Annotated in this window: 19 protein-coding genes; 7 read left to right on the plus strand and 12 right to left on the minus strand. The window is 43.7% G+C overall.

What is annotated here, in order from left to right:
- Window positions 1-14: 14 nt before the first annotated feature.
- From tnpC to ACOMG9_RS10595, 9 genes are all read right to left on the minus strand, one after another.
- Entirely contained in the window at window positions 15-1565 is a 1551-nt protein-coding gene (tnpC, locus tag ACOMG9_RS10555) for an IS66 family transposase (RefSeq protein WP_494529597.1), read from the minus strand.
- 5 nt (window positions 1566-1570) lie between these two features.
- Window positions 1571-1954 carry an IS66 family insertion sequence element accessory protein TnpB gene (gene tnpB / locus ACOMG9_RS10560; protein WP_422452200.1) on the minus strand — a complete coding sequence of 128 codons (384 nt, stop codon included), beginning with the start codon at window positions 1952-1954 and terminating at the stop codon, window positions 1571-1573.
- A gap of 2 nt (window positions 1955-1956) precedes the next feature.
- Window positions 1957-2265 (minus strand): IS66 family insertion sequence element accessory protein TnpA, encoded by a 309-nt coding sequence (tnpA, locus tag ACOMG9_RS10565; protein WP_494530229.1) that lies wholly within the window; start codon window positions 2263-2265, stop codon window positions 1957-1959.
- Between the two features lies 1 nt (window position 2266).
- Entirely contained in the window at window positions 2267-3211 is a 945-nt protein-coding gene (locus ACOMG9_RS10570; protein WP_494530388.1) for an IS3 family transposase, read from the minus strand.
- The gene (locus ACOMG9_RS10575; protein WP_448217515.1) at window positions 3163-3663 is read right to left on the minus strand and encodes a transposase; all 501 of its coding nucleotides are present in this window, start codon (window positions 3661-3663) and stop codon (window positions 3163-3165) included. The genes ACOMG9_RS10570 and ACOMG9_RS10575 overlap by 49 nt, the downstream gene beginning before the upstream one ends.
- A gap of 246 nt (window positions 3664-3909) precedes the next feature.
- Entirely contained in the window at window positions 3910-5013 is a 1104-nt protein-coding gene (locus tag ACOMG9_RS10580) for a hypothetical protein (RefSeq protein WP_448216858.1), read from the minus strand.
- An 81-nt stretch (window positions 5014-5094) separates the two neighbouring features.
- Window positions 5095-6276 carry a hypothetical protein gene (locus tag ACOMG9_RS10585; protein ID WP_448216859.1) on the minus strand — a complete coding sequence of 394 codons (1182 nt, stop codon included), beginning with the start codon at window positions 6274-6276 and terminating at the stop codon, window positions 5095-5097.
- 435 nt (window positions 6277-6711) lie between these two features.
- Window positions 6712-7863, minus strand: a complete 1152-nt coding sequence (locus ACOMG9_RS10590) for a hypothetical protein (protein WP_448216860.1) — start codon at window positions 7861-7863, stop codon at window positions 6712-6714.
- A gap of 418 nt (window positions 7864-8281) precedes the next feature.
- Window positions 8282-9433 (minus strand): hypothetical protein, encoded by a 1152-nt coding sequence (locus ACOMG9_RS10595; protein WP_448216861.1) that lies wholly within the window; start codon window positions 9431-9433, stop codon window positions 8282-8284.
- Between the two features lie 374 nt (window positions 9434-9807).
- On the opposite strand from ACOMG9_RS10595, the gene ACOMG9_RS10600 reads away from it, so the two are divergent.
- The 5 genes from ACOMG9_RS10600 to ACOMG9_RS10620 all read left to right on the plus strand — a co-directional run bounded on the left by ACOMG9_RS10600 (window position 9808) and on the right by ACOMG9_RS10620 (window position 17235).
- Window positions 9808-10212, plus strand: a complete 405-nt coding sequence (locus ACOMG9_RS10600; RefSeq protein ID WP_422133587.1) for a VOC family protein — start codon at window positions 9808-9810, stop codon at window positions 10210-10212.
- Between the two features lie 389 nt (window positions 10213-10601).
- Window positions 10602-11228: a hypothetical protein gene (locus ACOMG9_RS10605; protein ID WP_448216862.1), complete on the plus strand. Its 627-nt coding sequence runs from the start codon at window positions 10602-10604 to the stop codon at window positions 11226-11228.
- A gap of 72 nt (window positions 11229-11300) precedes the next feature.
- On the plus strand, window positions 11301-11690 hold the full coding sequence (locus ACOMG9_RS10610) for a hypothetical protein (RefSeq protein ID WP_448216863.1): 390 nt from the start codon (window positions 11301-11303) through the stop codon (window positions 11688-11690).
- 517 nt (window positions 11691-12207) lie between these two features.
- Window positions 12208-15774 carry a PEP/pyruvate-binding domain-containing protein gene (locus tag ACOMG9_RS10615; protein ID WP_448216864.1) on the plus strand — a complete coding sequence of 1189 codons (3567 nt, stop codon included), beginning with the start codon at window positions 12208-12210 and terminating at the stop codon, window positions 15772-15774.
- A gap of 468 nt (window positions 15775-16242) precedes the next feature.
- Complete coding sequence (locus ACOMG9_RS10620) at window positions 16243-17235, plus strand: hypothetical protein (RefSeq protein WP_494530233.1); 993 nt, start codon at window positions 16243-16245, stop codon at window positions 17233-17235.
- A 37-nt stretch (window positions 17236-17272) separates the two neighbouring features.
- Here the strand turns inward: ACOMG9_RS10620 and ACOMG9_RS10625 are convergent, their stop codons facing one another.
- Window positions 17273-18754: a hypothetical protein gene (locus tag ACOMG9_RS10625; protein ID WP_448216866.1), complete on the minus strand. Its 1482-nt coding sequence runs from the start codon at window positions 18752-18754 to the stop codon at window positions 17273-17275.
- Between the two features lie 419 nt (window positions 18755-19173).
- Here ACOMG9_RS10625 and ACOMG9_RS10630 point away from each other — a divergent pair, with 419 nt between their 5' ends.
- Window positions 19174-20442, plus strand: coding sequence for a hypothetical protein (locus ACOMG9_RS10630; RefSeq protein ID WP_448216867.1), 1269 nt, complete (start codon window positions 19174-19176; stop codon window positions 20440-20442).
- A 105-nt stretch (window positions 20443-20547) separates the two neighbouring features.
- Here ACOMG9_RS10630 and ACOMG9_RS10635 read toward each other — a convergent pair.
- Window positions 20548-22112 (minus strand): IS3 family transposase gene (locus tag ACOMG9_RS10635; RefSeq protein ID WP_448215008.1). Its coding sequence is split into 2 segments (ribosomal slippage): window positions 20548-21659 and window positions 21659-22112, totalling 1566 coding nucleotides; the frame shifts between segments, so codons are not numbered across the junction.
- 194 nt (window positions 22113-22306) lie between these two features.
- Here ACOMG9_RS10635 and ACOMG9_RS10640 point away from each other — a divergent pair.
- The gene (locus tag ACOMG9_RS10640) at window positions 22307-23542 is read left to right on the plus strand and encodes a lytic polysaccharide monooxygenase (RefSeq protein WP_494530234.1); all 1236 of its coding nucleotides are present in this window, start codon (window positions 22307-22309) and stop codon (window positions 23540-23542) included.
- 207 nt (window positions 23543-23749) lie between these two features.
- Here the strand turns inward: ACOMG9_RS10640 and ACOMG9_RS10645 are convergent, their stop codons facing one another.
- Window positions 23750-24466, minus strand: a complete 717-nt coding sequence (locus ACOMG9_RS10645; RefSeq protein ID WP_494530235.1) for a hypothetical protein — start codon at window positions 24464-24466, stop codon at window positions 23750-23752.
- Window positions 24467-25201 lie beyond the last annotated feature (735 nt).

The following is a 25201-nucleotide window of genomic DNA, read 5'->3' on the forward strand; positions in this document are numbered from 1 at the left end:
GGTATAGACTCCCCCTACTTATCGAGATCGGATTTTAACGGATTGGCCCCGAATTTCTCTTTCCAGATTCGCGGGATTAGCTCCCGGATATCTCGAGCCGGATGGTAACTGATGCGCTGAAGCACATCGACGAAGTACTTGTATGGATCAATGCCTGCAAGAAGACAACTGACGATTAACGTCTGGAACACGGCAACATTGTCTGCCCCTTCTTCTGTCCAGCAAAAAAGCCAGTTCTTTCTCCCCATCGGGATACACCTGAGACTTCGCTCCAGGTGATTCGTATCAATGGCGACATCCGGATTATCCAGATAAAGCCGTAGCTCTTTTTCCCGTTTGTTCACGTAGCCAAGAGCCTTGCTCAATGGGTTGCTTTTCACCAGATTCAGGCGACGAAGTTGTTCTTTATGCCAGCTAAAGAACTGATCAACCAGTGGCTTGGCATTCTGTTGGCGGTATTCCTGCTTTGCTTCGCCTTGCAGCCCAGCTTTGCGGATTTCGTCTTCGACTTGATAGATCGCACCCATGCAGTCCAGCGCCTCTTTTGCGGCTTCAGGTTCGACCTCTTGTGACTTGACGAAGTACCTCCTGCTATGTGTCCAGCACTGGGCATGGATGATTTTGGGATATTTCATGCACAGGCGGTCGTATTCCGAATAACCATCGGTCAGCAAGACCCCCTTATACTCTTTCAGATAAGGCTCTACGACCCTGCCAGAACGAGTGGTGGAGAAGGTAAAAGCTATCTCATTCTGGTCTCCGTAAAAACACCAGAAGTAGCCTCTTTGCATCTTGCCCTTGCTTTTACGGCCCGCTTTTCCGGGCGTTTCATCCAGAGTGAGGACATGACTTTCCAGACAGCTGTTGAGCACTTCGTCAGCGATGGGTTTGAGTAACTGCCCGGCACGCTGCTCAAGATGTGTCAGGGTTCCACGGCTGATGGTAATACCACTGGACTCAAGTTTCTGATGCTGGCGGTAAAGCGGTGCGTGAAAGCGGTACTTCTCTACCAGCAGACCTGCGATAAAGCTGACATCGGCAAAGCTGCGATCAAATAATCCTGATGGTGCGGCTACCGTTGTTAGCGTCTGGCTGGGCTTATGGCGAACGACTTCGCGCTGATATTTCAGGATGACATAGCTGGCAGGGCGCTGCGCCAGCCGATAGGTGTACTTGTAGTCAATGATTTCGTACTGGTCTGCGTCTTCACCCTTCATTTCTGCAGCAGGCATCGGGATGAGTTCAATCGGTACATCTTCAGTAAAGCGCAGTCCCTGATCGGTCACACAGTCTTCAGGGCGATTCTTTTTCCGCCGTTCGTAAGTGATGGTTTCTGTGGGAGTTTCCTGCTCTTCAGGCTTGTCCTGAAGGATTTCTCCCAGCGCCAGCTGGTCCGGATTCTCAATCAGGCGCTTTTCGGATTTTTCACCAAATAGCTGTTGTTTAAACCAGGCCAGCTGATGTTTAAGAGAAGCTATTTCCTGATCACGCTCCGACAGCAAGACCAGGATCTGCTGGAGCAGGTCCTGGTCAGTGGTGCCGGGGGTCGAAACAGGTAATTTCATGGCGGTTAAAGATAGACCTTTGACTCTCCTTTTGTGTAACGGGACGGTTGATGTTTGTAGCGTTTATATTGCTGAACGCAGCGGGTATCAATGCCTTCAAGGATGAGCTTCAGATCTGTCCACGCCATTGTTTGCTTGATGGATTTGCCTGCATGAGTATGAAACTGACCCTGTTCCAGTCGTTTGCTCCAGATACAGTATCCACTGCGATCAAAATACAGCACCTTGCACTGGGTTTGTTTGCGGTTGATGAAGACAAACAGCTGGCCGCTGAGTGGGTCTTCTTCAAGTTTGTTTCTCACCAGGGCAGACAGGCCGTCGTAGGATTTACGCATGTCGGTGGGCCGGTTGTAGAGCCAGATCCGAACCTGAGATTCTGGAAAAAACATGATCAGCGACGCATACGAAGAATAACGCCACCGGGCAGCTCAAGTTCCAACTGCCAGTTTAAGCTGGCTGGAGGCTCAGTCAGCCCGTTTGGGACTTCAACCCATTCCGGGGCAGAAGCCTGAGCGATATCAAAGGAGTCAGTGTTGTTGTAATTCCTGAGTTTGCGTTTCCAGTTTGTGAATGTTGCCAGGCTTATGTTTTGAGTTTGGCAAAAAGCTTTCTGGCTCAAGCCACTGCCTATTTGCTGATCAATGATCTGTTGCCACTGCTCAGGGTTGAGACGGGTAAAGGGTTTTGTCAGTTGCTTCACGTTAGGTATCTCCTGCGTTGTTTGCAGGGGAAAGGCTGGCAGTCAGGTTGTGATTTTTGAAGACGTCCTCAAATGAGCGGTTACTCCACTGTCGACTGTGTTCTAACGTCAGAAAACCTTGAGATGGCCACTGAGGACAGTACTTCACCGTTTTAAAGATCGATTCTGCAAATGCGTTATCATTACTCACCCTTGGGCGACTATGAGAGGGAATAATGCCCAATTCCTCAAGCTTGGCCTTAAAGGTACTCGACGTCATTGGAGCCCCATTGTCTGAGTGCAGTACAAGCGGTGTTTTAGTGCATTTTTCAGCCACCATTGTCCGGTTAATCAGTTCACTGGCTAACTCACCAGACTCACGGCTATGAATCTCCCAACCAACAATCTTACGACTGTAAACGTCCAGTATCAGGTAGAGGTACCAGAACTGGCCGCGTACCCTGGAAGGTATGTAACTGATGTCCCAACACCAGACCTGGTTAGGGCCAGTAGCAACATAGGTTGTCGGCTTGTTGCTTTTCGATCGCTTTCTTGAACGACCGCGGTGGTGCAACTGACCATACTTTTTCAACACACGGTAAAAGCTAGATTCAGAAGCAACGTATACTCCCTTGTCTGCAAGGGCTGGCACGATCTGCGATGGTGGCAGGCTCGCATACTCATCTTCATTACTGATAGTCAGAATACGTTGCTCCTCTTCCTCAGTCAGTTTGTTAGAGGGTACCGGGCGCAAGGCATCCGGGCGTTTGTCCGTTAACACTGCACCATTGTCATCGCGCCAGCGATTCAGTGTTTTCAGGGATATTTCCAATTGTTCAGCAGCCTTCCAGCGAGAAGCGCCGTTTGCTATAGCCTCATCAAACCATGTCAGCAGTTGGCGGCGCTTATCGACAGGTGTCAGTTGTCCTCGCTGTCTATCCCGTAGAAGGCATCGAGCTTTTTTGATAGCACCAGCAGGGCTGCAGCTTCTGCCAACGCCTTGTCTTTACGGCGAAGCTCTTTTTCAAGGCTCTGATTGCGCTTACGCTCTTGTTTTAATTGCTTGCTTTCCTGGTCTGCACGCTGAGAAGCCTGAACAGCACCTGAAATACAAGCGTGCTTCCACTCCTTGACTTGTTGAGGATAAAGCCCTTTTTTACGGCAGTATTCACTTAACTCTGTTTCTGACAAAGCAGCGGTTTCGACGACCACGGCAAACTTGCTTTCAGCAGACCATTGTTCTGATTTTTGTTCGTTCCCTGGCACAGGTAATCCTTTGTCCCGTAGTTTTTTACGCCAATTATACAGGGTTTGTTCGCTGATACCTTCCTCTCTGGCAACATCCGGCACAGAGCGATTGTGTGGTGGTAACAGTTTTTTCAAAACAGCTGATTTACGTTCCTCTGAAAAACGAGGCATATTCAACGTCCATCGCCCACTGTCTAGCTTTTATTGGTTAATCAGTGAGCGGGACAACTATCCTGACACAGCGGGAGAGTTGGAACGCAGAAGGATGGAAAAAGCCGCAGCCCAGAATATGCGAAACCAACGGGTTAGGTACTTAATGTATAGGTGTTTTTAACTGCCTTTGTGGGAGTATAAACAGATGGAAGCAGCTTAAACGGATGTCAGTTTGACTGCTTCACACTAAAAAATACATAAACACTAATGCGTGTCACTCTCATAATCTGAGCCATCTCTATTATTATATCTTGGGAGTGCACAATTACATGCTCCACTACAATCACAGGGATCAAAGAATCTAAGTTCCGCCCAAGAGAAAATCAGGGGAGGTTGGTTGGCTAAAGCATCATAATTATTAATAACAAACGACAGGGTATAATAATTAGAGCTAACCGAAATCGCTAATACCTGAAGGTCATTGGTGAGTGATCTCTTGAGGTGGTATCGCAGGACGGTTCCGTCGTCAAAGTATAATGATACAAAATCTGTTGGTTTCAGGGTGTCATCATCTTCACTCTCGTTTTCACTGTCTCGCTCTTGCACAAGAACCTCAGCAGGTCTGGCGGTATTGAATAACCCGGGTATTATAAATTCATGCGTCAGGTAGGTCTCCGAGTTTAGATATCCTGTTATCCATTTTTGTGTTTCCGGATTGCGCAGGAAAAGGTCAAATATATGGATATCATCGTCTATAACTTCTGTGTTTGATGACGAAAGCGTTTCATAATGACTGGTCATAGTTATATGAGCCATAGAGCGACTATCGATCGTGACATGTTCAGGCAAATGGTCTGGTGTTGCTGTTTCCAGCTCTCTCAGTTTTGCTTCCTGCTCCAGAATGTCTTGATTAATTATCTTGCTACTCAAAAAACAAGGAAGACAGAAAATGCAACATAATAATTGGGCAATAGATCCTTTTTTGGTTGTTGTTTGACCTCTTAGTGTGTAACGAGTATGAAAGCTGTGTTGAAGGTCATGGCTGCCATTTCCTAATAAGCCATGAAAAAAATCGGGCACATTAATGGTCGAATCATGCGGGTAAAATTCTATATTGGTGTCAGAGAGCAGATCGTAAATAACAAAATGATCCCCGGAAATACCACTCAAATAGTTAGTGAGGGCATCCCAATAGCCTTCTCTTGTGGCTTCGCTATGACCGGAGTGAGTGGATGATGTGACTTTACCATTGAGTACAAGTTGACCCAAATGCTCCAACTTCCATCTAAAGTGCAAGTCTTCTGCATTTGAATAAGACGATAGCAAGTAGAGAAAGAATACAATTATTACACTGACGTTTGTTTTCATTGTTAACTACCTGTTGCTCAGAGGTAAAACGATTGTGCTTGAGAAATGTGAACGGGTGGAGATAGCTTAACCTGATGTTCATTACAGTTTCGTATTGAGTTTGCCATCCATATCTTGCGATTCCTGGGTGCCCAGCGGCACTATCACTTCTGCATGATTGAGCATGTCCTTGCCATTATCACCTATGGTTTCACGCTGATAATTTGAATTATGGGTATCATTATTTCTTGAAGTTGCACAATTACATGCCCCATAATGGTGACAGGCTTGTTGTAATGGTAACTGTATTGGTAGCTCGGTGTAATGTGGCGGAGGCTGGTTTGCTATAACATCATAATTATCAATAACGAGTGTCAGAGTGTAACCAGCAGAACTAATAACAATTGCCAGTACCTCAATTTGATTGTTGGATAACCTGTTAAGGTGATATTGCACTCTAGTACCGGTCAGAAAGTTTAATGATAAAAAATGTGACGCTTGCAAGTTTTCACTGCCTTGCTCTTGCACGAGAACTGTAGCTGGTATAGCCGTTCGGATTAATCCGGGAATTATCAATTCCAATACATGGTTGGTCGTTGAATCCAGATGCCCTATAATCCATCGTTGAGTTTCCGGAGTATTCAGGAAAAGGTCAAATATACGGGTGTTATCATTTATGGCTTCTGTGTTTGACGATAAAAACGGTTGATAATTATTGGTCACAGCTGTATGAGATAGAGAGCGGCTATCAATAGTTACATGCTCTGGCAAATGTTCTGGTGTGGCTGCTTCCAGCGCTCTTACTTTTTCGTCCAACAAGTCTTGATAATCCCAAATGAAAGCCGAAAAACAACAAGGACAGAATAAACAGCATATAAGTTCAGTAATCATGGATTTCCTGGTTTCAATTTGACCTCTTAGTGTGTAACGAGTGTGGAAGCTATGTTGAAGGTTATGAAGGCCATTTCCTAGCAACTCATAAAAAAAAACGGGTACATTATTTCCAGAGTTCTGCTGATTGAACTCTATATTGATCGAAGAAAGCAGTTCATAAATGAGAATGTAATCCCCGGATAGATCACTAAAATCATTGGTGGAATCACCCCAATAACATTCTCTTGTAGGCCCGCTATGACTAGAATGGGTGGATGATGTGGCTGTGCCGTTGAGTACTAATCGACCCAAATGCTCCAACTTCCATTTAAAGTGCAAGTCATCTGAGTTTGAATAAGATGATAACACGATAAGGCAGAATAAAATCATTAATTTTATGTTTTCTTTCACTGTTAAATACCTGTTTTTAACTCATATCGATTTTTAGAAATCAGAGGTGAAGAGTAGCTCAAAAAAATCATACAACAATTTTTTGAAGCTTATAACAGCTATTAGACGTCCATGTACAACTTAAAAAAACGTATATATTTTTTTTCAACGTAATATGTGGTTTTTTTACCCGTCTTTGTGAATACAGTTTGCTTCAGGTAATCCTGTTCTCGATGGTTATCAAGATGATAATGCCTGAGAAATATAAGTACTCAACCATACGAAATCATATTTTCTGACTTATTATTCAGGCACTCTGACTGCGTTGCAACTCTGGTCACATAGCTTGCTATGTTCCCGTCGTTGCGCCTTGCAGAGCACCTGCCCAATAAGCCAGAAATATTCGATTCCGTATGGCTGAGTACTTAGACGATATTAAGTAGTTTAATCTGATGTTCACTTCAAATGCTCCAGACCTGAAATTACATGATCACTAGTGGTGTCACTCTGATAATATGAGTCATCTGTGCCGTATGATTCATCTGTATCATTTTTCCTTTGGTTGGCACAATTACAGGCTCCTGTGCAATGACAGGTGTTTGGTCGTGCTAATTCTGTCTGGTTACAATACGGGGGCGACTGGTTGGCTGAAGTATCATAGTTATCAATAGCGAATGTCAGGGTGTAAAGATGAGAGCTAACTACAATTGCTAATACCTGAATATCATTATTGGATAATTTCTTAATGTGGTATTGCACTCTGGCTTCGTTAGGAAAATATATTGATACAAAATGTGAGGGTTGCAGGCTTACATTGTTATCTTCACTGGTTTGATGCTGCACAAAAATCATAGCGGGTAAAGCTGTATTGAATAGCCCGGGTATTATCAGTTGTAACATCATTCCGTTTTTAAGATTTAGATGCGCTATTATCCATTTTTGTGTTTCCGGATTATTCAGGAAGAGATCAAATATATGGGTATCATCGTCTATTGCTTCTGTATTTGACAATAAAAACGTATGACGATCATTTGACACAGCTGTTTCAGATAATATTGAGCGGCTATGGATAGTTACATGATCTGGCAAATGGTTTGGTGTTGCTGCTTTCAACTCCTTCACTCTTTCTTGCTGAATTTGCGAATCTTGAGAAACCAGCTCAGCAGGCATGAAGCAGGGAGTGCAGAAAGTGGAATATAACAGCTCAGCAATTGAAGATGTCGTCTTTGGCGATTGACTTCTAAGTGTATAACAAGTCAGGGAACTATGTTTAAGGCTATTGAAGCCATCTCCTAACAAACTGTAAAAGAACATTGGTACAATATTACAAGATTTAGTCTGATTGAATTCTATAGAGGTAACAGTAGTTACTTCATAAACGCAAAAATCATACCCTGAGTAATCAGTCTTCGATTGAGTAAGGTCTCCATAATTACATTCTGTTAAATCTTCTCTATGACCACAATGATGGGATGATGTGGCTGTACCACTTAGCAGCAACCTGTCGTTCAGCTCCAGATTCCAGTTAAAGTGTAAGTCTTTTGAGTTGGAATAAAATGATAGCGAGTAGAGAAAGAATACAATAATTAATCTGACGTCTATATTCATTACTAACTACCTGTTTTTTACGAATATCAATTTCCAGACATTTGAAGCTTAGAATAGCTTAAACATTTGATATAACTTTTTTTATGAGTTCTTCTAGCGACCAATAGACGTCTTTGTATAAATGTAAATCTTCGGCGAGCTGCTAGTGGCGATCAGGTAGAAACTGACGTATTGTCTTGAGCGACAGCCTGGTATAAATAAGGGCGAGTATTCACTGATGTGGGGCAGTTTTGAAGCGAATTGACACAAAGATGGCACGATTCGACAAAAGCATCATAACAGAGCCACTGCTGGGACTCTGTTGCTGTTAATTTCGTTCAGTTGGCCAGGTCATTTTACCATCTGAATGACTCTCAGGGGGCTGGGAAGCAGATTGTTGCCAACGTCCACTGCCCAACGGAGACGCTCATTTTCAGCCTCACAAACGAGTATGAGGAAAAAATATACGAGGATTCATAATGTTAATTCTATGAATCCGATTATCTGAATTATCAGTATCATTTGCCCTTGAATGGTCACAATTACATGCGCCGTTACAGTTACAGGTTTTTGGTAATGCCGCATAATGTGGGGGAGGTTGGTTAGCTGTAATATCATAATTATTAACTACGAGTGTGAGGGTATAGCCCTCAGCGCTTACCACAATTGCTAATACCTCAATCTCTATGTCGGAGACTCGATTAAGGTGATATTGTACTTTAACTCCATTGGTAAAATCTAATGATAAAAAATGTGATGGTTGCAGGCTTTCATCATTAGTTTCCCCGTTATTCTCTTGCACAAGAATTGCAGCAGGTGCTGCTGTATTGAATAACTCAGGTATTATCAGTTCTAACCTCTGGTTGGTTTTTGGGTTTAGATTCTCTATTAGCCAATGCTGTGTTTCCGGAGTATTCAGGAAAAGATCAAATATATGAGTCTTAGCGTCTGTAGCTTCTGTGCTTGATGATGAAAGCATCTTATGATGACTGTCCACAGCCCCATGATATAAAGCGCATTTATGAATAGTGACATGCTCTGGAAAATCGGCTGCTATTGCTGCTTCCAATGCTCTGATTCTGGCCAACTCATTGTCAGATCCATGTGAGACTTTGGCTGAGCATTTCTTGAATCCCAGATAAAAAGGATGACAGAGCACGCAACAAAAGAGTTCAGCAAGGTTACTTGCTTTTGTTGTGTGACCTCTTAGTGTGTATTGAGTATTGAAACTATGGTCAAGACGATCATTGCCATTGCCTAATAAAGTATTAAAAAGCTTTGGCACAGTATAACCTGGATTATTTTGATCAAAATTCACAGTAGTAAAAGAGACTACGTCATAATAAATGGCAAAACTGTCCCCTGAACAAGAAACAGAAGGTGGAGTGGAAATGTCCAGCTCTGATGGGTGATCATTCCAACCTGTTAAAGAATTGCTATGACTGACCTGATTGGTTGTTACTGTTTTACCACTTAGTAGCAAATTATTATGGTGTTCCAGCTTCCAATTGAGGTGTAAATCTTTTGAATGCGAATAAAATGGTAGCAATAATAGTAGGAAAAAAATAATTGATCTGACGTGCATTTTCATTGTCAATCACCTGTTTTTCATTAAAATCAACTTGCTGGTGTAGGCAGTTAAGGATAGCTCAAGTCATTGGTGAGATATTTTTTTGAGGATTTTAATAATGGGTAAACATACAGGTATGTTTGAAAAATTTTGTGCCGGATTATAATGTTTTGGTTGCATGGTTTCGTTAACGATTTCAGTATTTTGTACTTTTATATGAATAAAGGCAGGTAGAGTTGTACTTAATAATTCAGGTATTATTAATTCTAAAGTCAGGGTATGGTTTGTTTAGCGTTCGGTTTGTACATGACTGGGTGGAATTGATAAATTGTAGTAATAGCTGTTAAACAACAGTCAGACCGGTTGAGTACTTATGGGTCTGACGGAGGTGAGTGATGATAAGAGTCAGCAGAATTAACCATGTGGGCATTCGGGTAAGCGATTTGCAGACGACCAGGAGCTTTTATCAGCAGCTCGGTTTCCAGTTTCTGGCAGGGCCTGTGGGGCCAGAGCCGGTTGCCATTATGGAGCACCCCTGTGGCGTCAACCTGAACTTCATCCTGAACGCAACGGTTCAGCCGCAAGAGAATATCCTGATGGATATTGACCAAAAGCACCCGGGCTATACCCATATGGCGCTTGAAGTGGATGATATCCATGAGGTTCAGAAGCAGCTGCAGGCGTTTGGAATCACTATCACAGAAGGTCCTGTTACTACAAACAATGGCTCAATACTGCTTTTTATCCGTGATCCTGATAGCAATGTAATTGAGTTCCATCAGCCAGCGGGTAAAGGATGAATGAGTTTTTCTTGGTCTTTTAACCTTGCTGGACTAACTACGAGAAAAAAATCAGGAAAACAAACCGTTCTCTGGCTTCTATTGCTGAAGCGCTCGGACTGAGCGTATGTGTAAAGTGTTCCCCTGTCGTGGATTAGTATCCTCTACGACAGCGGGGGGCTGTGGTTGTATGTCACCGGTGATAAGCGATTCTGAAAAGATTCAGGCGCAGTGATCTGGTCAGGCTCGCTGTATTTTTATAACTATATGACCAAGTCTTTTCGAAAAATTGCCGAAACCATTATGGGTTGAGCGGGCACCCTCTCTAAGTCGAAAATAATCTAAGTAAAGACCACCTGTTATCCAGTGGCTTAACTACTTTTAGTGGTTTGTTATGAACAGGTCTGGTTATGAAAAAGCAGGTTATAAAAAAATATTTCAACCTGAAAGTCTTGTGGAGTTTTATCACTGTGTTGGCAATCCTGCTGATGCCCACGACTTCATTAGCAGGATATTACGTGCTTCACCTTAAAGGCACCAAGTCATACGTCGGACTATTGCTATCAGTCGAGCCCGATACAGAAACCGATGGATCATCGCAAGCGCAGGGGCCACAAGAGCCATCCTCCGGGTTGTTATCCAGAGCAAATCGGGAATCCGGAACCATTGATGACTTGTTTCCCCGGGAATCTGGCAGGACTGATAGCGCATCAGTCCCTCAGGAAGAGTGTGGAGCCGTTGGTGGCTTACCGGCTTCCCCGGCAATTGGAACAGCTGCTTTGCCAGTTATAACGACATTAATCGATTATATTAATGACTGGACTCGTTCCCTGACAACCGGAAGTACTACTGTTTTGGCTTGGTTAACACGTTTTAATACAGCAACAGACATGGAAACAGCAACAGAAATAGAAAATTTACCGGCTAATGAAATACCTGAAAGCGAGCTGCGTAATTATGTTATGACGCTTATCAATCTGATGGAGGAGCCGATCCTAATCTATGCCAATCAGCCTTCCGTGAGCTCTGGCAGCTGAACATGTGATTCGCTCACAAACCTGTGCGGGTGGCGTCGAAAGTTTGCAATTTTTTTGAGGTCTGTCACAACAATGGCAGGCACAGCTGGCAACTTTGGTTCAGGGATACCTGGCCTGGAGTTCGGATGGTTATTATTAGAAAGTGTGTCTACTTTTGGCTTTATCTCTCTTTTTAGCCATGGTCAGTTTCCAAATCAGTTTCAGGTGAGCTTCACATTCAGTAGTAACGGCTTGACCATCACTCAGGAAATCGACGCTTTGCAGCAAATAGCGCAGTTACTGAAGTGCTCGGGTGGCTATAATATAAGAGCCTTTGAACGACAGGTTGAAAGCAAGACACTGACGTTTAATGTCCAGGTATCGGATTGCGTGGATGCCGATCAGCTAAGAAGATTGCTCGAAACCAGTAATCAACAGTTAGCTAATCCGTTTAGTATAAAAGTCTCCCCTAACGGGTCCTGATGACAGCCTGTAGAAACTGTAACAGGCCGTTACTATCTGCGAGCGATTCAGACCATGGATGGTCTGTCGGTATTGAGCCCCCTTTATATTCCTCAACATGAATTGTTAACCCGTATTCATGCTCTTCACGTAAATCTTTTTGTTGCTTATCAATTGGCTCCGGTGATGGCCAGGTACTTATGATAATGACCAAATTAACTACTTCATTGTAACGGGTGAACTTTATAGAAATATTACTGTCCAACCGGGATGAATGATTTTCTTTTCCAACTTTTTGGCACCATGATCACTGAAAACCACAGGTATTAGCCATTAAGTACCTAACCAGTTGGTTTCGCATATTCTGGACGGCGGCTTTTTCCATCCTTCTGCGTTCCAACTCTGGTTGCGTAACTATGGCTACGCGCCCGTCGTTGCGCCTTGAAGGATGAAAAAATCCACTCGCCAGAATATGCGAAACCAACTGGCCAGGTACTTAAGTCATGGACAAACATTAGACGTTATATTGGAGATCTTGATGCTAAATCCTCAATTTGGCAGTCCTGATTATCAAAGCCCGACCACTCAACCCTCTCAAAATAACGGGGCCAAAAGCCCATCCAAGAGATATTTAAAGGATACTGATCCCCATGACACTCTGACCGAGACAACACCATTAGCCAAGCGCATCTGCCGTAAACCTTTTCCTGTTTCTTCTGACCATTCTCTCCCCGACCGGCAACAGCTCGGGGGCAAGGGTATGTTTTTACAGCGTATGCAGGAAGCAGGGCTGACTGTCCCACCCTTCAGATGTGTTGCAGCCTCTTTGACGAATGCTCTTGAACAACAGCCACTGGATAACCGTCGTTTAGCCCCGTACCTTCCTGAAATAGTGGCTGAATTGGGGGCAGAAACCAGCCTGGTGGATATCAGGAAGCACCTCACTGGCTGGCTGGATTCAGAGCCTACCAGATGGGTTGACTGGCTGACAGGGCTGGCAAAATTTGTTGCCAGTCATGACTTTTACGAGCAGGTAAAAGATTCAGAAACGGCTCAACAAATCAGGGATCTGCGCTTTGAACTGGGCGGGCCATCCCTATCGCAGCCTGTTATTGTCCGCAGCTCTGGTATCAATGAAGACAACTACGGCGATGTCCAGGCGGGCAAATACCTTTCTGAAATTCAGGGAGAAGATGATGTATTGCGCACCTGTCTTAAGGTTATGGCTTCAGGTTACAGGCCTGGAGTCTGTCATGGGGGTATACCGGAACCTATGGCACTGATCATCCAACAGTGTATTGTCTGCCAATATGGCGGTGTAGCCATGAGCTTTCAATCACTCCAGGATAATACCATCAGGGTTGAGTACTCATCCGGTCAGCCCAGAGGCGCAGTGGCTGGCAAGTCCGTTAACATGCCCCACCGCATCAATATTGAACGAAGGGGAGGGGCTGACCAGGTGACTTACTTTCCCGGGACGGTCTCAAGTCACTTTATCTTGCAAAGGAATAGCGATAACGACGGCTATTCGGAAACAGAGATTCATAATATCGTTGGCAAACCAGACAGTGTTGGGGAACGACTCAGTGATGACCTGGTTTCAGAACTCAGGCAGGCAGTGGCAATACTTGAAGACCTGTTGCTCTGTCCTGTGGATGTGGAGTTTGGCATCGATCAACAGGGTCGTCTGTTCCTGTTGCAGGTGCGCCCAATTACCCGACTTTCCGGGGGCATGGATTTTGCCATGGCCGAACCCGAAGAAACCCTTGCCAGTGGCGAGGGCATCAGCGAAGGCTATTGCACCGGGCCACTCTGGCTGGCCAAAAAACAAAAGGCAGACTCTATGCCAGACGGCGCCATTGTCGTGGCACGACACGCTGAAGACTGGATGCTTGAGCCTGATTGCCTGAAGCGGATTGCGGGTTTTGTCTTTGTTATTGGAGGATTCAATGATCATGTTGCGATCCTCCTGAGACAGAAAAAAATACCTTTAATGCTGGCCGGTGACCAGTGCCTGACATTGACGGGCCAGGATGAACAACAAACCACGCTGGTCTGCGCCCGCTTTGACGGTATGCCCCACGCGTTTATTGTTAACGGTGACCTTACTGGAAAACTGGTCAGTCACAGAACCCAATCCTCTGGATTCTCTGATGTGCCATCAGTAAGAACCGGCAAGTCAGCGGATGATTTATCTCCCCCTGAAGGGACCTTCCGTGAAGTTGCCAGCGGGTTTCAATGGCTTGTGAATCAAAATGCCCGCCTGTTGGCATTCTTTGCCCCCGGCGGCGGACTGGATTGTCTTGCAGATCCAATAAAACTAAGCATGTCTCCAGAACGCTTAAAGATAATGTCAGAGACAGAGGATGACGTAACCTTGCTGCTTCAGGGAGCTGAAGCACTGTTGGGAGGTTACCGGGCATTCCTGTTACTGGCGGGTGAGCACCTTTCACCCCAGCTCGAGTCATTGCACGATGAATTACCACAACTGATTAACCGTTTCGGGACGCTGAAAGAGACCATCGGATCAGCGTTAAAGCGTATCATTCTTCCCCTGCAGGCGGGTGAAGCACTGAAACTGTGTCCGGACATGTTTAGTCAGTGGATGGCCACCTGCCATCATCTGCAATCTTCTCTCCAGGCACTCCATCCCTTGGAGGCTGAACAGGTTCAGAGTGTCCATGACCTGATTTTTGCCCTGCATCAGCGCTTTGTAAAAGCGTTGGCAATGGTCTCTCTGGCTTCTGGTCAGGGCAAAGTCTCTACTAAACAGGAAGTCACCTATGTTGATTGCACACCCCCGGGCGATAAAACGGCGCTATTGAATCAGACCTGCAAAGCAGCCATCGAAAAAATGCGGATTAATGCAACTGTCGTCAATATGGTTGATGCCGTGATTGTTAACCTGAATTTTGGCAATCATGTGGGTATCATTGAGTTACTTGAACAGGCAGAGGGTGGAAAAAAACGAACCTTGCGGCTGACATTCTCTGACCAGTTTTATAGTCCTGATGGCAGTGATCAACCCTTCAGGTTGAAGCGTATGTGGTTTCTGGTGCAGTTATTACAAGCGATCGAGCTGGATAAAAATGCTGATGGCATGAAGCTAAGTAGCAATGCCGTAGCGGGAGAAATTATCGTCGAATGCCCCCGAATGAAAACCACTGAAACTATGCAGGATGCCTTTGAGAAATTGATCGCAGTGTTAGACGATGCTCTTGATGAGGTGGAAGTTCACTTGAGGCACAATACGACCATTTTTGGTGGAGATCAGTGGAACTTTAACTTTCTTGCACAACGCCTTAATAGCGATTCTTTTGCAGAAGCTGATAGATTTGCCTTCCAGCATTGCCTTTTTTCAATGTTCTATTTCAGATTTTTCCACAGCGCTCCCGATTGGTGCCAGTTATTAAGCAGCCACCACAAGCAGTTTATGGATGACAGTCTACGGTTGGCAGAATCAAAGGAGAATCCTCAGGAAATGTTAATAAATGAAGGGATCGGTGAGGACAACTGCAAGAAATTTTTATTTCATCTCCTACTCGTTGGTTCCCGAAAAGCTACCCCATTATTTGAGCATTTTTATAGCCATCTGAGAAATGAATACTTTGTTATCAAGCCACCTCATACTTACAATCTGGAGTTTATTGTTTCACCGGGTCAATCGCTTCAGGATCACAAAGAAAAGGTCAGGAACATCCTGCTGGAATATGGGCTGACCTATGCCAGCCAACGGGTTCGAAGTGATAAAGATTTTGTATTACTCACCATTAAAGAACATCCGGGCGACCTGGAATATGCCAGCCCGGAACTTCGGGACAATGATGAGGTTGTAATGACCGCTATCGCAAAGTCCCCAATGGCTCTGAATGATGCAAGTGAAAGAATCCGAAGCGATAAGCACCTTATTCAAAGAGTCATTGCCGACGACATTAGTTTCTTATCATATGCCAGTAAAAAGATATTGAATGATCGCAAGTATTTGCTGAAATTAATTAAAAAGCATCCTCGTGCTTTCATTTATGCGGATGATGAGCTTAAAAATGATACAGTCTTTGTCAGGTCAGCAATTGAAAAAAACAGTAAAGTTCGTAAATTTATTTAGAAAGCGGCGCATAAGTCCTAGTTCACTATGCTGTCATCACGTAAAACACATCTGAGCTTTATAATGCGCTGATAACTTTGAGCGACCATTGGAAATCGTTGTTATTATTTATCATGTCTGCCTTGCCTGGTTCTTACTGCAAACCAGCGTGGCAGGAATCTTAAAACTCTTCCGTTTATTCAACCGGTCAATAGAGACAATAAAGTGCAATCTGAATCGAACATTAACAATCGGCCCTGGAGAGAAACTGCAGGACTATTTAAGCATCTTTGTATGCTGCGACTTTTCACTGCATTACTATTAGTAACTTTATCGCTGTCTGTGCCAAAGGTTAACGCCAGTTGTCCTGACTGCCAACATTTGTCAAGCCTCGGGGCAGTGGGTGGCGTTTGCGCCAGATGTTCAGAAACAAGTTCTGACACGTCAAGTCTGGGTTTGCAAGGGTTCTGCGAATTGCTGGTAGAGCTATTGAATGATAAAACAGACGACAATAGCATAATGAACGCAAATATACTGAGCGTTGCGAATAACTGTTTAACAGGTCAGCCAGTCATGCTGAATGAGAGGTTGAGCAATGAAATACAAGCATTCAGAGAAAGATCTGAATTGATGCAGCGACATATTCACCGAAACCTTCCCGGGGGAGATAGTGAAGGCTATGCCAGCTTGTTTAGTCCGGAAGATCTGACAATTTTTTTCGCCCTTATGGAGGCAGGTGGGATCACCGATATTGATTTAGATCGGCTTGAGAAAACCTTCTTTATCAGAATTGGCTGGCTGTCCATCGGAATAAAAGCAGAACTAACGAGCTATGACTGGAAGCAACTGAGGAATGAAAAACGTTTTTTCGTTTATCTCTATTACATTATACTGCGGCAACAGCAGGCCGGTCAGGAAGAGGATGATAGTCTGGCCAAACGATTGCATGGCTATTTACTGGATTATGATAGGGGAGATGAGAAAAGTATTGACAATCTTTTTGTTCCTGAGCACATGACATTTGGCTCTTATATTGAGTCCTGTGTTGTTCCATCCTCGGTGCTTGACATGACAAGTTCATGGAGATGGAAGTGGCTTACTCAATATCTCAATCCGCAGGGTTGGACTATGATGTATCTGCAACCGCAGGATTGGATTTTAAGATTCCTGCAAGAGGGACGATGGAACTTTCTGGGACGTTTTTATATATCAGATGGAACCTCGTCCTATCAATTACCAGAACCTCACTCTGACATCTGGATTTTGCTTGCTTTAAATGATGATCAAACGGTCACTTTGTTCACTAATCATGGAATGGGCATGATGATAGTCAACGAGAGTGACCTCGGATTGCTGTTGGAAGGAATGCAAAGCACTTTGGGTCATACAGACAATTTAAACTCTGGACCACCCGTATCGGATGACCAGCTTCAGTGGCTTCTGCCTGATGATCATTTTGGGATTGATTCTCCTGAACAATGAGTCAGAAAATATGATTTCGTATGGTTGAGTACCTAGATTACCGTTCTCTGGCATGTATGATTACACGTCTCAGGCCATTGTTGAAGGCTATAGCCATTGCTGTTGCAGCAACAAAGACTAATCCGTTCACAATAAAAGTCACTAAAACTGCAGAGGCTTCCGACTCTTTAGTCGGTACATTCGGACAGCTTTCACATTGGCACGGGGAGTGCCGCCCAAAGAATTTTTCATTCGTGTCATCAAAAGAACTGAAATTTACAAAATTATAGAGCCTGGTTTTTAGAGGTCGGTCTAATAAGCGGGGGTCAGAGATGTTATGAACATACATTTCAATCTCTGATATATTGCCGATAGGTGAGTCAAGTCGATTACGCACTTCATCTATGACATTAACGAAAAGGACATTGGGTAATACTATTCCATCAACCAGACAGCCTCCAAATGCACTGGCCGCATGCCTTCCTGTTTTGCTGCAAATGGGGCACTGACACTGGAGTGAGTTGTCTGAAAAGCTAATGAACTCGCCTTTAGTCTTAAATGAGTGCACAGATTTGTTGGCTGATAAAGCAAATTCTCTCACCGTATTGGCGCTGGTCAATAGCGGAAAACCATTTTTAGGATCAAAAATTAATACGCCCTGTTGGTACATATCCCTTATTAACCTTTCAGTGTTGATAATGACAAAAACACGGCAGCCTGTGAAGTTATAAGAAGGTTGTTCTATATAGTCAGTAAAAGTGTTTTCCAGTGGCTTTGTGTAGAGCGGTGAAAATATTGAAACAAATAATGCCCCTGCAGGGCTGAATCGAGTGAAAGTCGGATAGTAACTTCGGATCATTAACCAGACTCTCCTGATCCAATGTGGAATTTCTTCGTTTAGTTCATCAAGATCATCCAGGTGTTTTACTATTTTTCCTATCTCTTCATGAATAGTTCTGGCTCTTTCAGCGTTCATCTGAACAGCCGAAGTTGTAAAGTAGATTGGAGTTCCATCAGGATTTGCGCTAAAGACAGTGGATTGCCTGAAAGTTTCTAAGGCATTTTTTATTGCTATAGGGGGAGCCTGTGTGGGTAACTCGCTTTCACTAACGGCCACATGACTTTTATTGAGACTAATGGCGCCTAAAACAGTTAAAGACGAAGAAGTTGGTGTTGCGGCAAGTGTATTGGTTATAACAATTTCGGTATAGCCCGAATAAATTTCAGGGTCATCAGAGCCTGGTTGTTCGCTCGGTGGGCTCATTGGAACAGCCACCATCGGAACAGGCATGACCTGGCTCACAGCTTTTGAAACCGTAGATGCTTTGTTCTTTTTTTTTGAGATGCACAGGAAATACTGATAAGGACTGTCCTCCTTCAGTTTGGTGCCTGCTTCATTGCAGTATTTCGTAAGGCTATGAGAATATTTAAACTCCCAGGCAGAAAAAGCGGCGGGCAAAAAAAAAGACAGCAGGACACAGAGAAGTATTTTTCTGCTTTTTATTCTCCGGAATTGAGGTAAATAAAAAATTGAAGTCATGATAAAAATAACCTACTGAAGTACTACTTAAGTATAAATGTGAACAATAGGCGTCATTGGTAAGTATTTCTAATCTCTGCTCTCTGTTAAAGCATATCTCTGCTCCAGAAGCTTTTGTTCATGGAGTCTGGAGTTACCATTCGGAGTTTATCGCACAGCTTCAGTCAAGGGGCCTGGTAAAAGAATTGTCGAAATACTCTCTGCTCTGGGCAGTCATGACTTAATCATGGTCACAGAATTGTGACATGCAGTGCAAAAGATTTGTCAGTCAGACGCCAAAAAAGGCTCGATTCTGGCGGTCCAGCGAGGTGACCGGGCAGTCTCTGAGGGATTTTGTTAGGGGTGCTGTCGTTGCTGTTATGAACTTTTCTTGAAGACTAGGGCTCTAAACATTCATTTTATCAAGAAAGGGCTTAATCATGGATTCAACTATCAACCCAGTATTAACTGCATCAACTATGGCGCTGCCTCAAACGAGAGATGGAAGTGCATATTCTCCTGTGACAGTCGATCCTTCTCCTAAAAACCTTGTCCTTAAAGATGATGATGAATTCAAACCGGAAATCTTGAGGACAAGAAGAAAATTAGAAGAATATTCTGTTGCAAGGCAGCATAGTTTTCCTTCGCATAAAAGTAGAGTTGATCAAATTTTACCCACACAGCCTGATTCAGAATGGTTTCAAGATCAAGCTGCCTTATTACAGCCATCTGCAATGTCTGTGGATAAGCCTGATAAGCTGCCTGGTAACAGTAATGCTTGCAAACAAAGTAAAGTTATAAAGGCCTTCAAGGAAGGAAAACTTATTGCCAAAATGCTTGAAAATCCCAAACGATTCGTCATCAGAAAAGGTGGTCTGCGTTCAGGCTATGACAGAGTACGTTTAGAGGTGGATGAGCTAAAACATAGAAAATGCATTCAAGTGTCATCAGTAAGCTATATGTCCCCCAATGTTCCAATTGAGTTATTCAGAGATATTGGTTTTCTTCTTGAGCGTGATAAGTGCGAAGTAAAGGCTATATATTCGAAAGATGTGTATACACAATTACTGGATAATCAAGGCGAATTTTGTAAGTGGAGTTTAAACAAGCATGAATTTGTAAAAGATGAGCTCTTTAAGGTAATAGATCAAGAGTATGCCGGATCAGAAGCTGTTTCTTTAATGTTGAACACATACTTTAACTTTGCGCTACAGAATATTTACTCGAGGCTTACAGGTCAGGATCTTCGGGTTTCAATACCCGAGAAAGCCTTCGACTTAAACTTTTTTTTAAAAAATGAACAAGCCAAAAAAGCAAAATACTTTGAGCTGGAAACCAGTTTTGGAGGGTACTACCGAACGGTAACGGGGAGTCATGAATTTAAAAAGGAGTCCATTTCTGCACTGCAAGATTCATTGGATCTAAAGTATAACTCGGAAAAATGCCCTCTAGAAAACGAACTTATTATTTCATACTCGAAAAAATCCATTGTTGGAATGGTCGTTAATTTATCATCATATGAAAAAAAATATGGAAAAAATACTGAGGCAGGTTTATCGAGTCTCATTGTTAATTATATTTCAGAAGACTGTAAGTTGTTCCGGAACTTAGTGAAAAAAAAGTTAGGACTTGAACTGGATGTTTTTCTCTATAATTCTGATACCTGTGAACTGTCTGTTTTGGAGAGAGAGGTTCAGAGTGAGAGGTAGAATGACATGGCCAAAATAGGGTCAGCATCACTTTATTTTGATGGTTGCGGATTCTGTATTGACAATAACGGAGTTTTTCAAGATAGTTGTCCCGAAAACTGAATTTTAGGCTGCCTTTTTCTCGTTAATTCTTGCTTCAGACAACCGCTCAGGATTCAGTGCAACCGCACCTACAGGCTCCCAGTTTCTGATAACTCCTGACCAGCGCGTTGGATTAGCTTCTCGCGCTTTGGTATACACCTGTTTCCGGTGATTCAGGATTTCCTGATCTCTTTTCTCATGCCGTTGCGCAGGTGTCACAAAGCGGATTGAGCTATGGCGGTGTTCATTGTTATAAAAGCGCTCAAACTTCAGCATCCACTGTCGACTGTGTTCTAACGTCAGAAAACCTTGAGATGGCCACTGAGGACAGTACTTCACCGTTTTAAAGATCGATTCTGCAAATGCGTTATCATTACTCACCCTTGGGCGACTATGAGAGGGAATAATGCCCAATTCCTCAAGCTTGGCCTTAAAGGTACTCGACGTCATTGGAGCCCCATTGTCTGAGTGCAGTACAAGCGGTGTTTTAGTGCATTTTTCAGCCACCATTGTCCGGTTAATCAGTTCACTGGCTAACTCACCAGACTCACGGCTATGAATCTCCCAACCAACAATCTTACGACTGTAAACGTCCAGTATCAGGTAGAGGTACCAGAACTGGCCGCGTACCCTGGAAGGTATGTAACTGATGTCCCAACACCAGACCTGGTTAGGGCCAGTAGCAACATAGGTTGTCGGCTTGTTGCTTTTCGATCGCTTTCTTGAACGACCGCGGTGGTGCAACTGACCATACTTTTTCAACACACGGTAAAAGCTAGATTCAGAAGCAACGTATACTCCCTTGTCTGCAAGGGCTGGCACGATCTGCGATGGTGGCAGGCTCGCATACTCATCTTCATTACTGATAGTCAGAATACGTTGCTCCTCTTCCTCAGTCAGTTTGTTAGAGGGTACCGGGCGCAAGGCATCCGGGCGTTTGTCCGTTAACACTGCACCATTGTCATCGCGCCAGCGATTCAGTGTTTTCAGGGATATTTCCAATTGTTCAGCAGCCTTCCAGCGAGAAGCGCCGTTTGCTATAGCCTCATCAAACCATGTCAGCAGTTGGCGGCGCTTATCGACAGGTGTCAGTTGTCCTCGCTGTCTATCCCGTAGAAGGCATCGAGCTTTTTTGATAGCACCAGCAGGGCTGCAGCTTCTGCCAACGCCTTGTCTTTACGGCGAAGCTCTTTTTCAAGGCTCTGATTGCGCTTACGCTCTTGTTTTAATTGCTTGCTTTCCTGGTCTGCACGCTGAGAAGCCTGAACAGCACCTGAAATACAAGCGTGCTTCCACTCCTTGACTTGTTGAGGATAAAGCCCTTTTTTACGGCAGTATTCACTTAACTCTGTTTCTGACAAAGCAGCGGTTTCGACGACCACGGCAAACTTGCTTTCAGCAGACCATTGTTCTGATTTTTGTTCGTTCCCTGGCACAGGTAATCCTTTGTCCCGTAGTTTTTTACGCCAATTATACAGGGTTTGTTCGCTGATACCTTCCTCTCTGGCAACATCCGGCACAGAGCGATTGTGTGGTGGTAACAGTTTTTTCAAAACAGCTGATTTACGTTCCTCTGAAAAACGAGGCATATTCAACGTCCATCGCCCACTGTCTAGCTTTTATTGGTTAATCAGTGAGCGGGACAACTATCCTGACACAGCGGGATAATTCTCAGTAGGTATTATTCGCAAGTTTTATTGTCATCGTCTTAATATTAGTATTTGAAAGTCGTATTTATATCCCATGGCTTTTGTCTGGGTAGAAAATAAAGATGAGAATAAAAATGATAAAAACTTCTTTTGTCGGGCTGGCATCGCTGGCCACTGCAGTGTTTTCCAGTATGGCTATTGGTCATGGCTGGACTGAATTTCCCAAAGCAAGGCAGACAATCTGTGCTGATGATGGGGGTTACTGGGGTAATCAGGATGGCTCCACGATTCCCAATGCAGCTTGTCGTGCTGCGTTTCTGGAGTCTGGTACATACCCTTTTGTTCAGAAGAATGAGTTTGCAGCCAATGTTATTGATTATAATAACAACGCAGCTGTCAGGTCGGTTGTGACAGATGGTAGTCTTTGCAGTGCTGGCTCTGCCGCCAAAGCGGGCATGGATATTCCTTCCTCGCAGTGGCAGAAGACTGAATTGTCTGCCGGTACACACACACTGAGATTCAGGGCAACTGCACCTCACAACCCCAGCTATTGGCGAATTTATTTGACCAGACCCGGATTTGATTCTTCCCTACAAAGGTTGCACTGGTCCGATCTCGAATTGATCAACAGCCATGATGACCTGCCCGTAGTGAACGGGTATTTCGAGATGGATATCAATATTCCCGAAGGAAGAAGCGGTACCGGTATTCTTTATGTGCGGTGGCAACGCGCTGACCCTGCAGGAGAAGGCTTCTATAACTGTTCTGACATTGCTTTCAGCAGTGATGGGGTGACACCAGCTCCAACACCTTCTCCAGATCCGGATCCTTCACCTGAGCTGGTGAATGTTGGAACCTATGTGAGTACCGGGCACGATATTGCTGAAGCTGGTGACAGGGTCCGCTTCCGACTCTTTGACGGCACAGGTAAAGAAGTGGCGGATGAGCAGATTGCCATTACCAGCAGCAATGCCGACTTTAACCTCTGGACCACAGAGTTGGCACTGAAGGTGAATGATCGCAATCAGGGTAAAGCCTTCATTGGTATCTGGCATCAGGAGATGAATCATTTGATGTATGATGAAGACAACCTGTTCAGCAATCGTATCTGGGCTCCTGACACTAAACACTCAGCATCCACTTCCGTCATAAAAGCAGATAACGTTCCCACACCCTCTCCGACACCGAATTACGAATATAAGTATCCGGAAGGTAAAGGTAGCTATCAGCCTGGTTCAGTTGTCCTTGGCACAGATGGCGAGATCTATCAGTGCAAGCCTTTCCCTTACTCTGGTTGGTGTAATCAGTCTGCTTTGTATTACGCTCCGGGAACCGGTTTGCACTGGTCCGAGGCCTGGATGAAAAAGTAAGTCCGTTGATTCAGGTCGGGCTTTTGCCTGACCTGTTGACAGTTTTGAGAAAACCTTGTAGCTATCAACCCGGTGGCCATCAAAAATGGCAATTGATGTCAACAGAATATACAGATTAAAAGATGGGAGCCTATGTTTAGCTGTATATGGTGTGCAACCGGAAGACAGCTAAATTACTGAGACTCCCATTTTTAAACATTCCAATAATCAGTCAGCTTTTACCTGGTTAATATTTTTTGCAATGATACACTTTTTATCTTTTGTCAGTGTGAATGTATATCGACCGGTATAAGGAATTACATCATCCCCACAACCTATATAGCCAGGAATGCCAGGATCAAAAAATCCTAATTGTATATTTGAACCACGTTTTATACCTAAGTTTATTAATATGATATTGTCTTCAGTAATAGGTCTGGTGTCTCCTGGATAGAGAAACCCTCGTTGGTTATCAGCGGTAAAACCGTTTTTAGTTGCGGCAATTGCTGGGTAGACATTGATTCCTTTTTTAGTTGGATCACTTAGGTCACTCGAATCATTTCGGATGATAAATAAAGGAGCATCACCTTTTAAATGGTCCTGGCTTTTTGTGCAAGGAAAATCACTGCCCTCAAAAGCCCATCCATTTTTTTTACTTAGTGTAAAGCTATAATTACAACCTCCTGTATAGAACTGATCATTTAAAGAAGTGTTTAATACCAGATTTATAGGAGTTGTGAACTTGTCTACTCTTACTATGAAGTAATTGGTTTTAGGATTTCGATCAAGATAAATGCTTCTATCATGCTGGTCGTATATGAGTGAATCTCCATCAAATACTTCTATAGTGTATTCATCCGGATTGTCGAATACAAAAGAATCAGCAAACAAAGAAAACGAAAAAAATAGCAGCAGAGAAATTAAAAAGGAGATGATTGATTTCATGATTTCATCCTCGCTATTACTTATCACATAGAACATTATACAAGAATTGATTTTTGTCATATTGCTATATGACGATGTGGCTCTGTTCATGGGCATATATAGGGGCATATATAGTGCCTGTCAGAAAACCCCAGAAAATTCACAGCGAATTCTGACTGACATCCATTCATTACATATATTACATATATATGACATCCAATATATTAGCTCATATATTATAGTATATAGGACATCCAATATATTAGCTCATATTAAGAGTTCTACTGAGCTACCCATATATAGGACATCCAATATATTAGCTCATATTAAGAGTTCTACTGAGCTAAATCCAACTGTTAGAGTATTCGCTGAAATCGACGTATCCGTCAGCACATCCACCAGGAGCTCTCTCATCATCAATCGTCATTCAACAGACAAGAACATTCTGGTGGTTCAAAAAAATGGCCGCAGCCAAGAGTCTTCAAAAGCATATGTGGGAAAAGCATATGTGGGAAGCATATGTGGGACATCCAATGTACTAGCTCATATTCAGAATTCTACTTAGCTAAATCCAACTGCATAAAAGAGCTCAGAGTATTTGCTGAAATCGACGTATCTGCAGGCACATCCACCAGGAGCTCTCTCATCAGCGATCGCCATTCAACAGACAAGAACACCCTTGGTGGTTCAAAAAAAATGGCCGCAGCCAAAAGTCTTCAATGATGACTTTTGGCTGCACCTGATTGGCAGGAGTCT

The organism is Endozoicomonas sp. PH6C (assembly GCF_059322965.1).

Excerpts from the sequence above, each read along its gene's own strand:
- tnpC (WP_494529597.1), bottom strand. The coding sequence starts at position 1,565 with ATGAAATTACCTGTTTCGACCCCCGGCACCACTGACCAGGACCTGCTC.
- tnpB (WP_422452200.1), bottom strand. The coding sequence starts at position 1,954 with ATGTTTTTTCCAGAATCTCAGGTTCGGATCTGGCTCTACAACCGGCCC.
- ACOMG9_RS10575 (WP_448217515.1), bottom strand. The coding sequence starts at position 3,663 with ATGCCTCGTTTTTCAGAGGAACGTAAATCAGCTGTTTTGAAAAAACTG.
- ACOMG9_RS10580 (WP_448216858.1), bottom strand. The coding sequence starts at position 5,013 with ATGAAAACAAACGTCAGTGTAATAATTGTATTCTTTCTCTACTTGCTA.
- ACOMG9_RS10590 (WP_448216860.1), bottom strand. The coding sequence starts at position 7,863 with ATGAATATAGACGTCAGATTAATTATTGTATTCTTTCTCTACTCGCTA.
- ACOMG9_RS10595 (WP_448216861.1), bottom strand. The coding sequence starts at position 9,433 with ATGAAAATGCACGTCAGATCAATTATTTTTTTCCTACTATTATTGCTA.
- ACOMG9_RS10600 (WP_422133587.1), top strand. The coding sequence starts at position 9,808 with ATGATAAGAGTCAGCAGAATTAACCATGTGGGCATTCGGGTAAGCGAT.
- ACOMG9_RS10605 (WP_448216862.1), top strand. The coding sequence starts at position 10,602 with ATGAAAAAGCAGGTTATAAAAAAATATTTCAACCTGAAAGTCTTGTGG.
- ACOMG9_RS10610 (WP_448216863.1), top strand. The coding sequence starts at position 11,301 with ATGGCAGGCACAGCTGGCAACTTTGGTTCAGGGATACCTGGCCTGGAG.
- ACOMG9_RS10615 (WP_448216864.1), top strand. The coding sequence starts at position 12,208 with ATGCTAAATCCTCAATTTGGCAGTCCTGATTATCAAAGCCCGACCACT.
- ACOMG9_RS10625 (WP_448216866.1), bottom strand. The coding sequence starts at position 18,754 with ATGACTTCAATTTTTTATTTACCTCAATTCCGGAGAATAAAAAGCAGA.
- ACOMG9_RS10630 (WP_448216867.1), top strand. The coding sequence starts at position 19,174 with ATGGATTCAACTATCAACCCAGTATTAACTGCATCAACTATGGCGCTG.
- ACOMG9_RS10640 (WP_494530234.1), top strand. The coding sequence starts at position 22,307 with ATGATAAAAACTTCTTTTGTCGGGCTGGCATCGCTGGCCACTGCAGTG.
- ACOMG9_RS10645 (WP_494530235.1), bottom strand. The coding sequence starts at position 24,466 with ATGAAATCAATCATCTCCTTTTTAATTTCTCTGCTGCTATTTTTTTCG.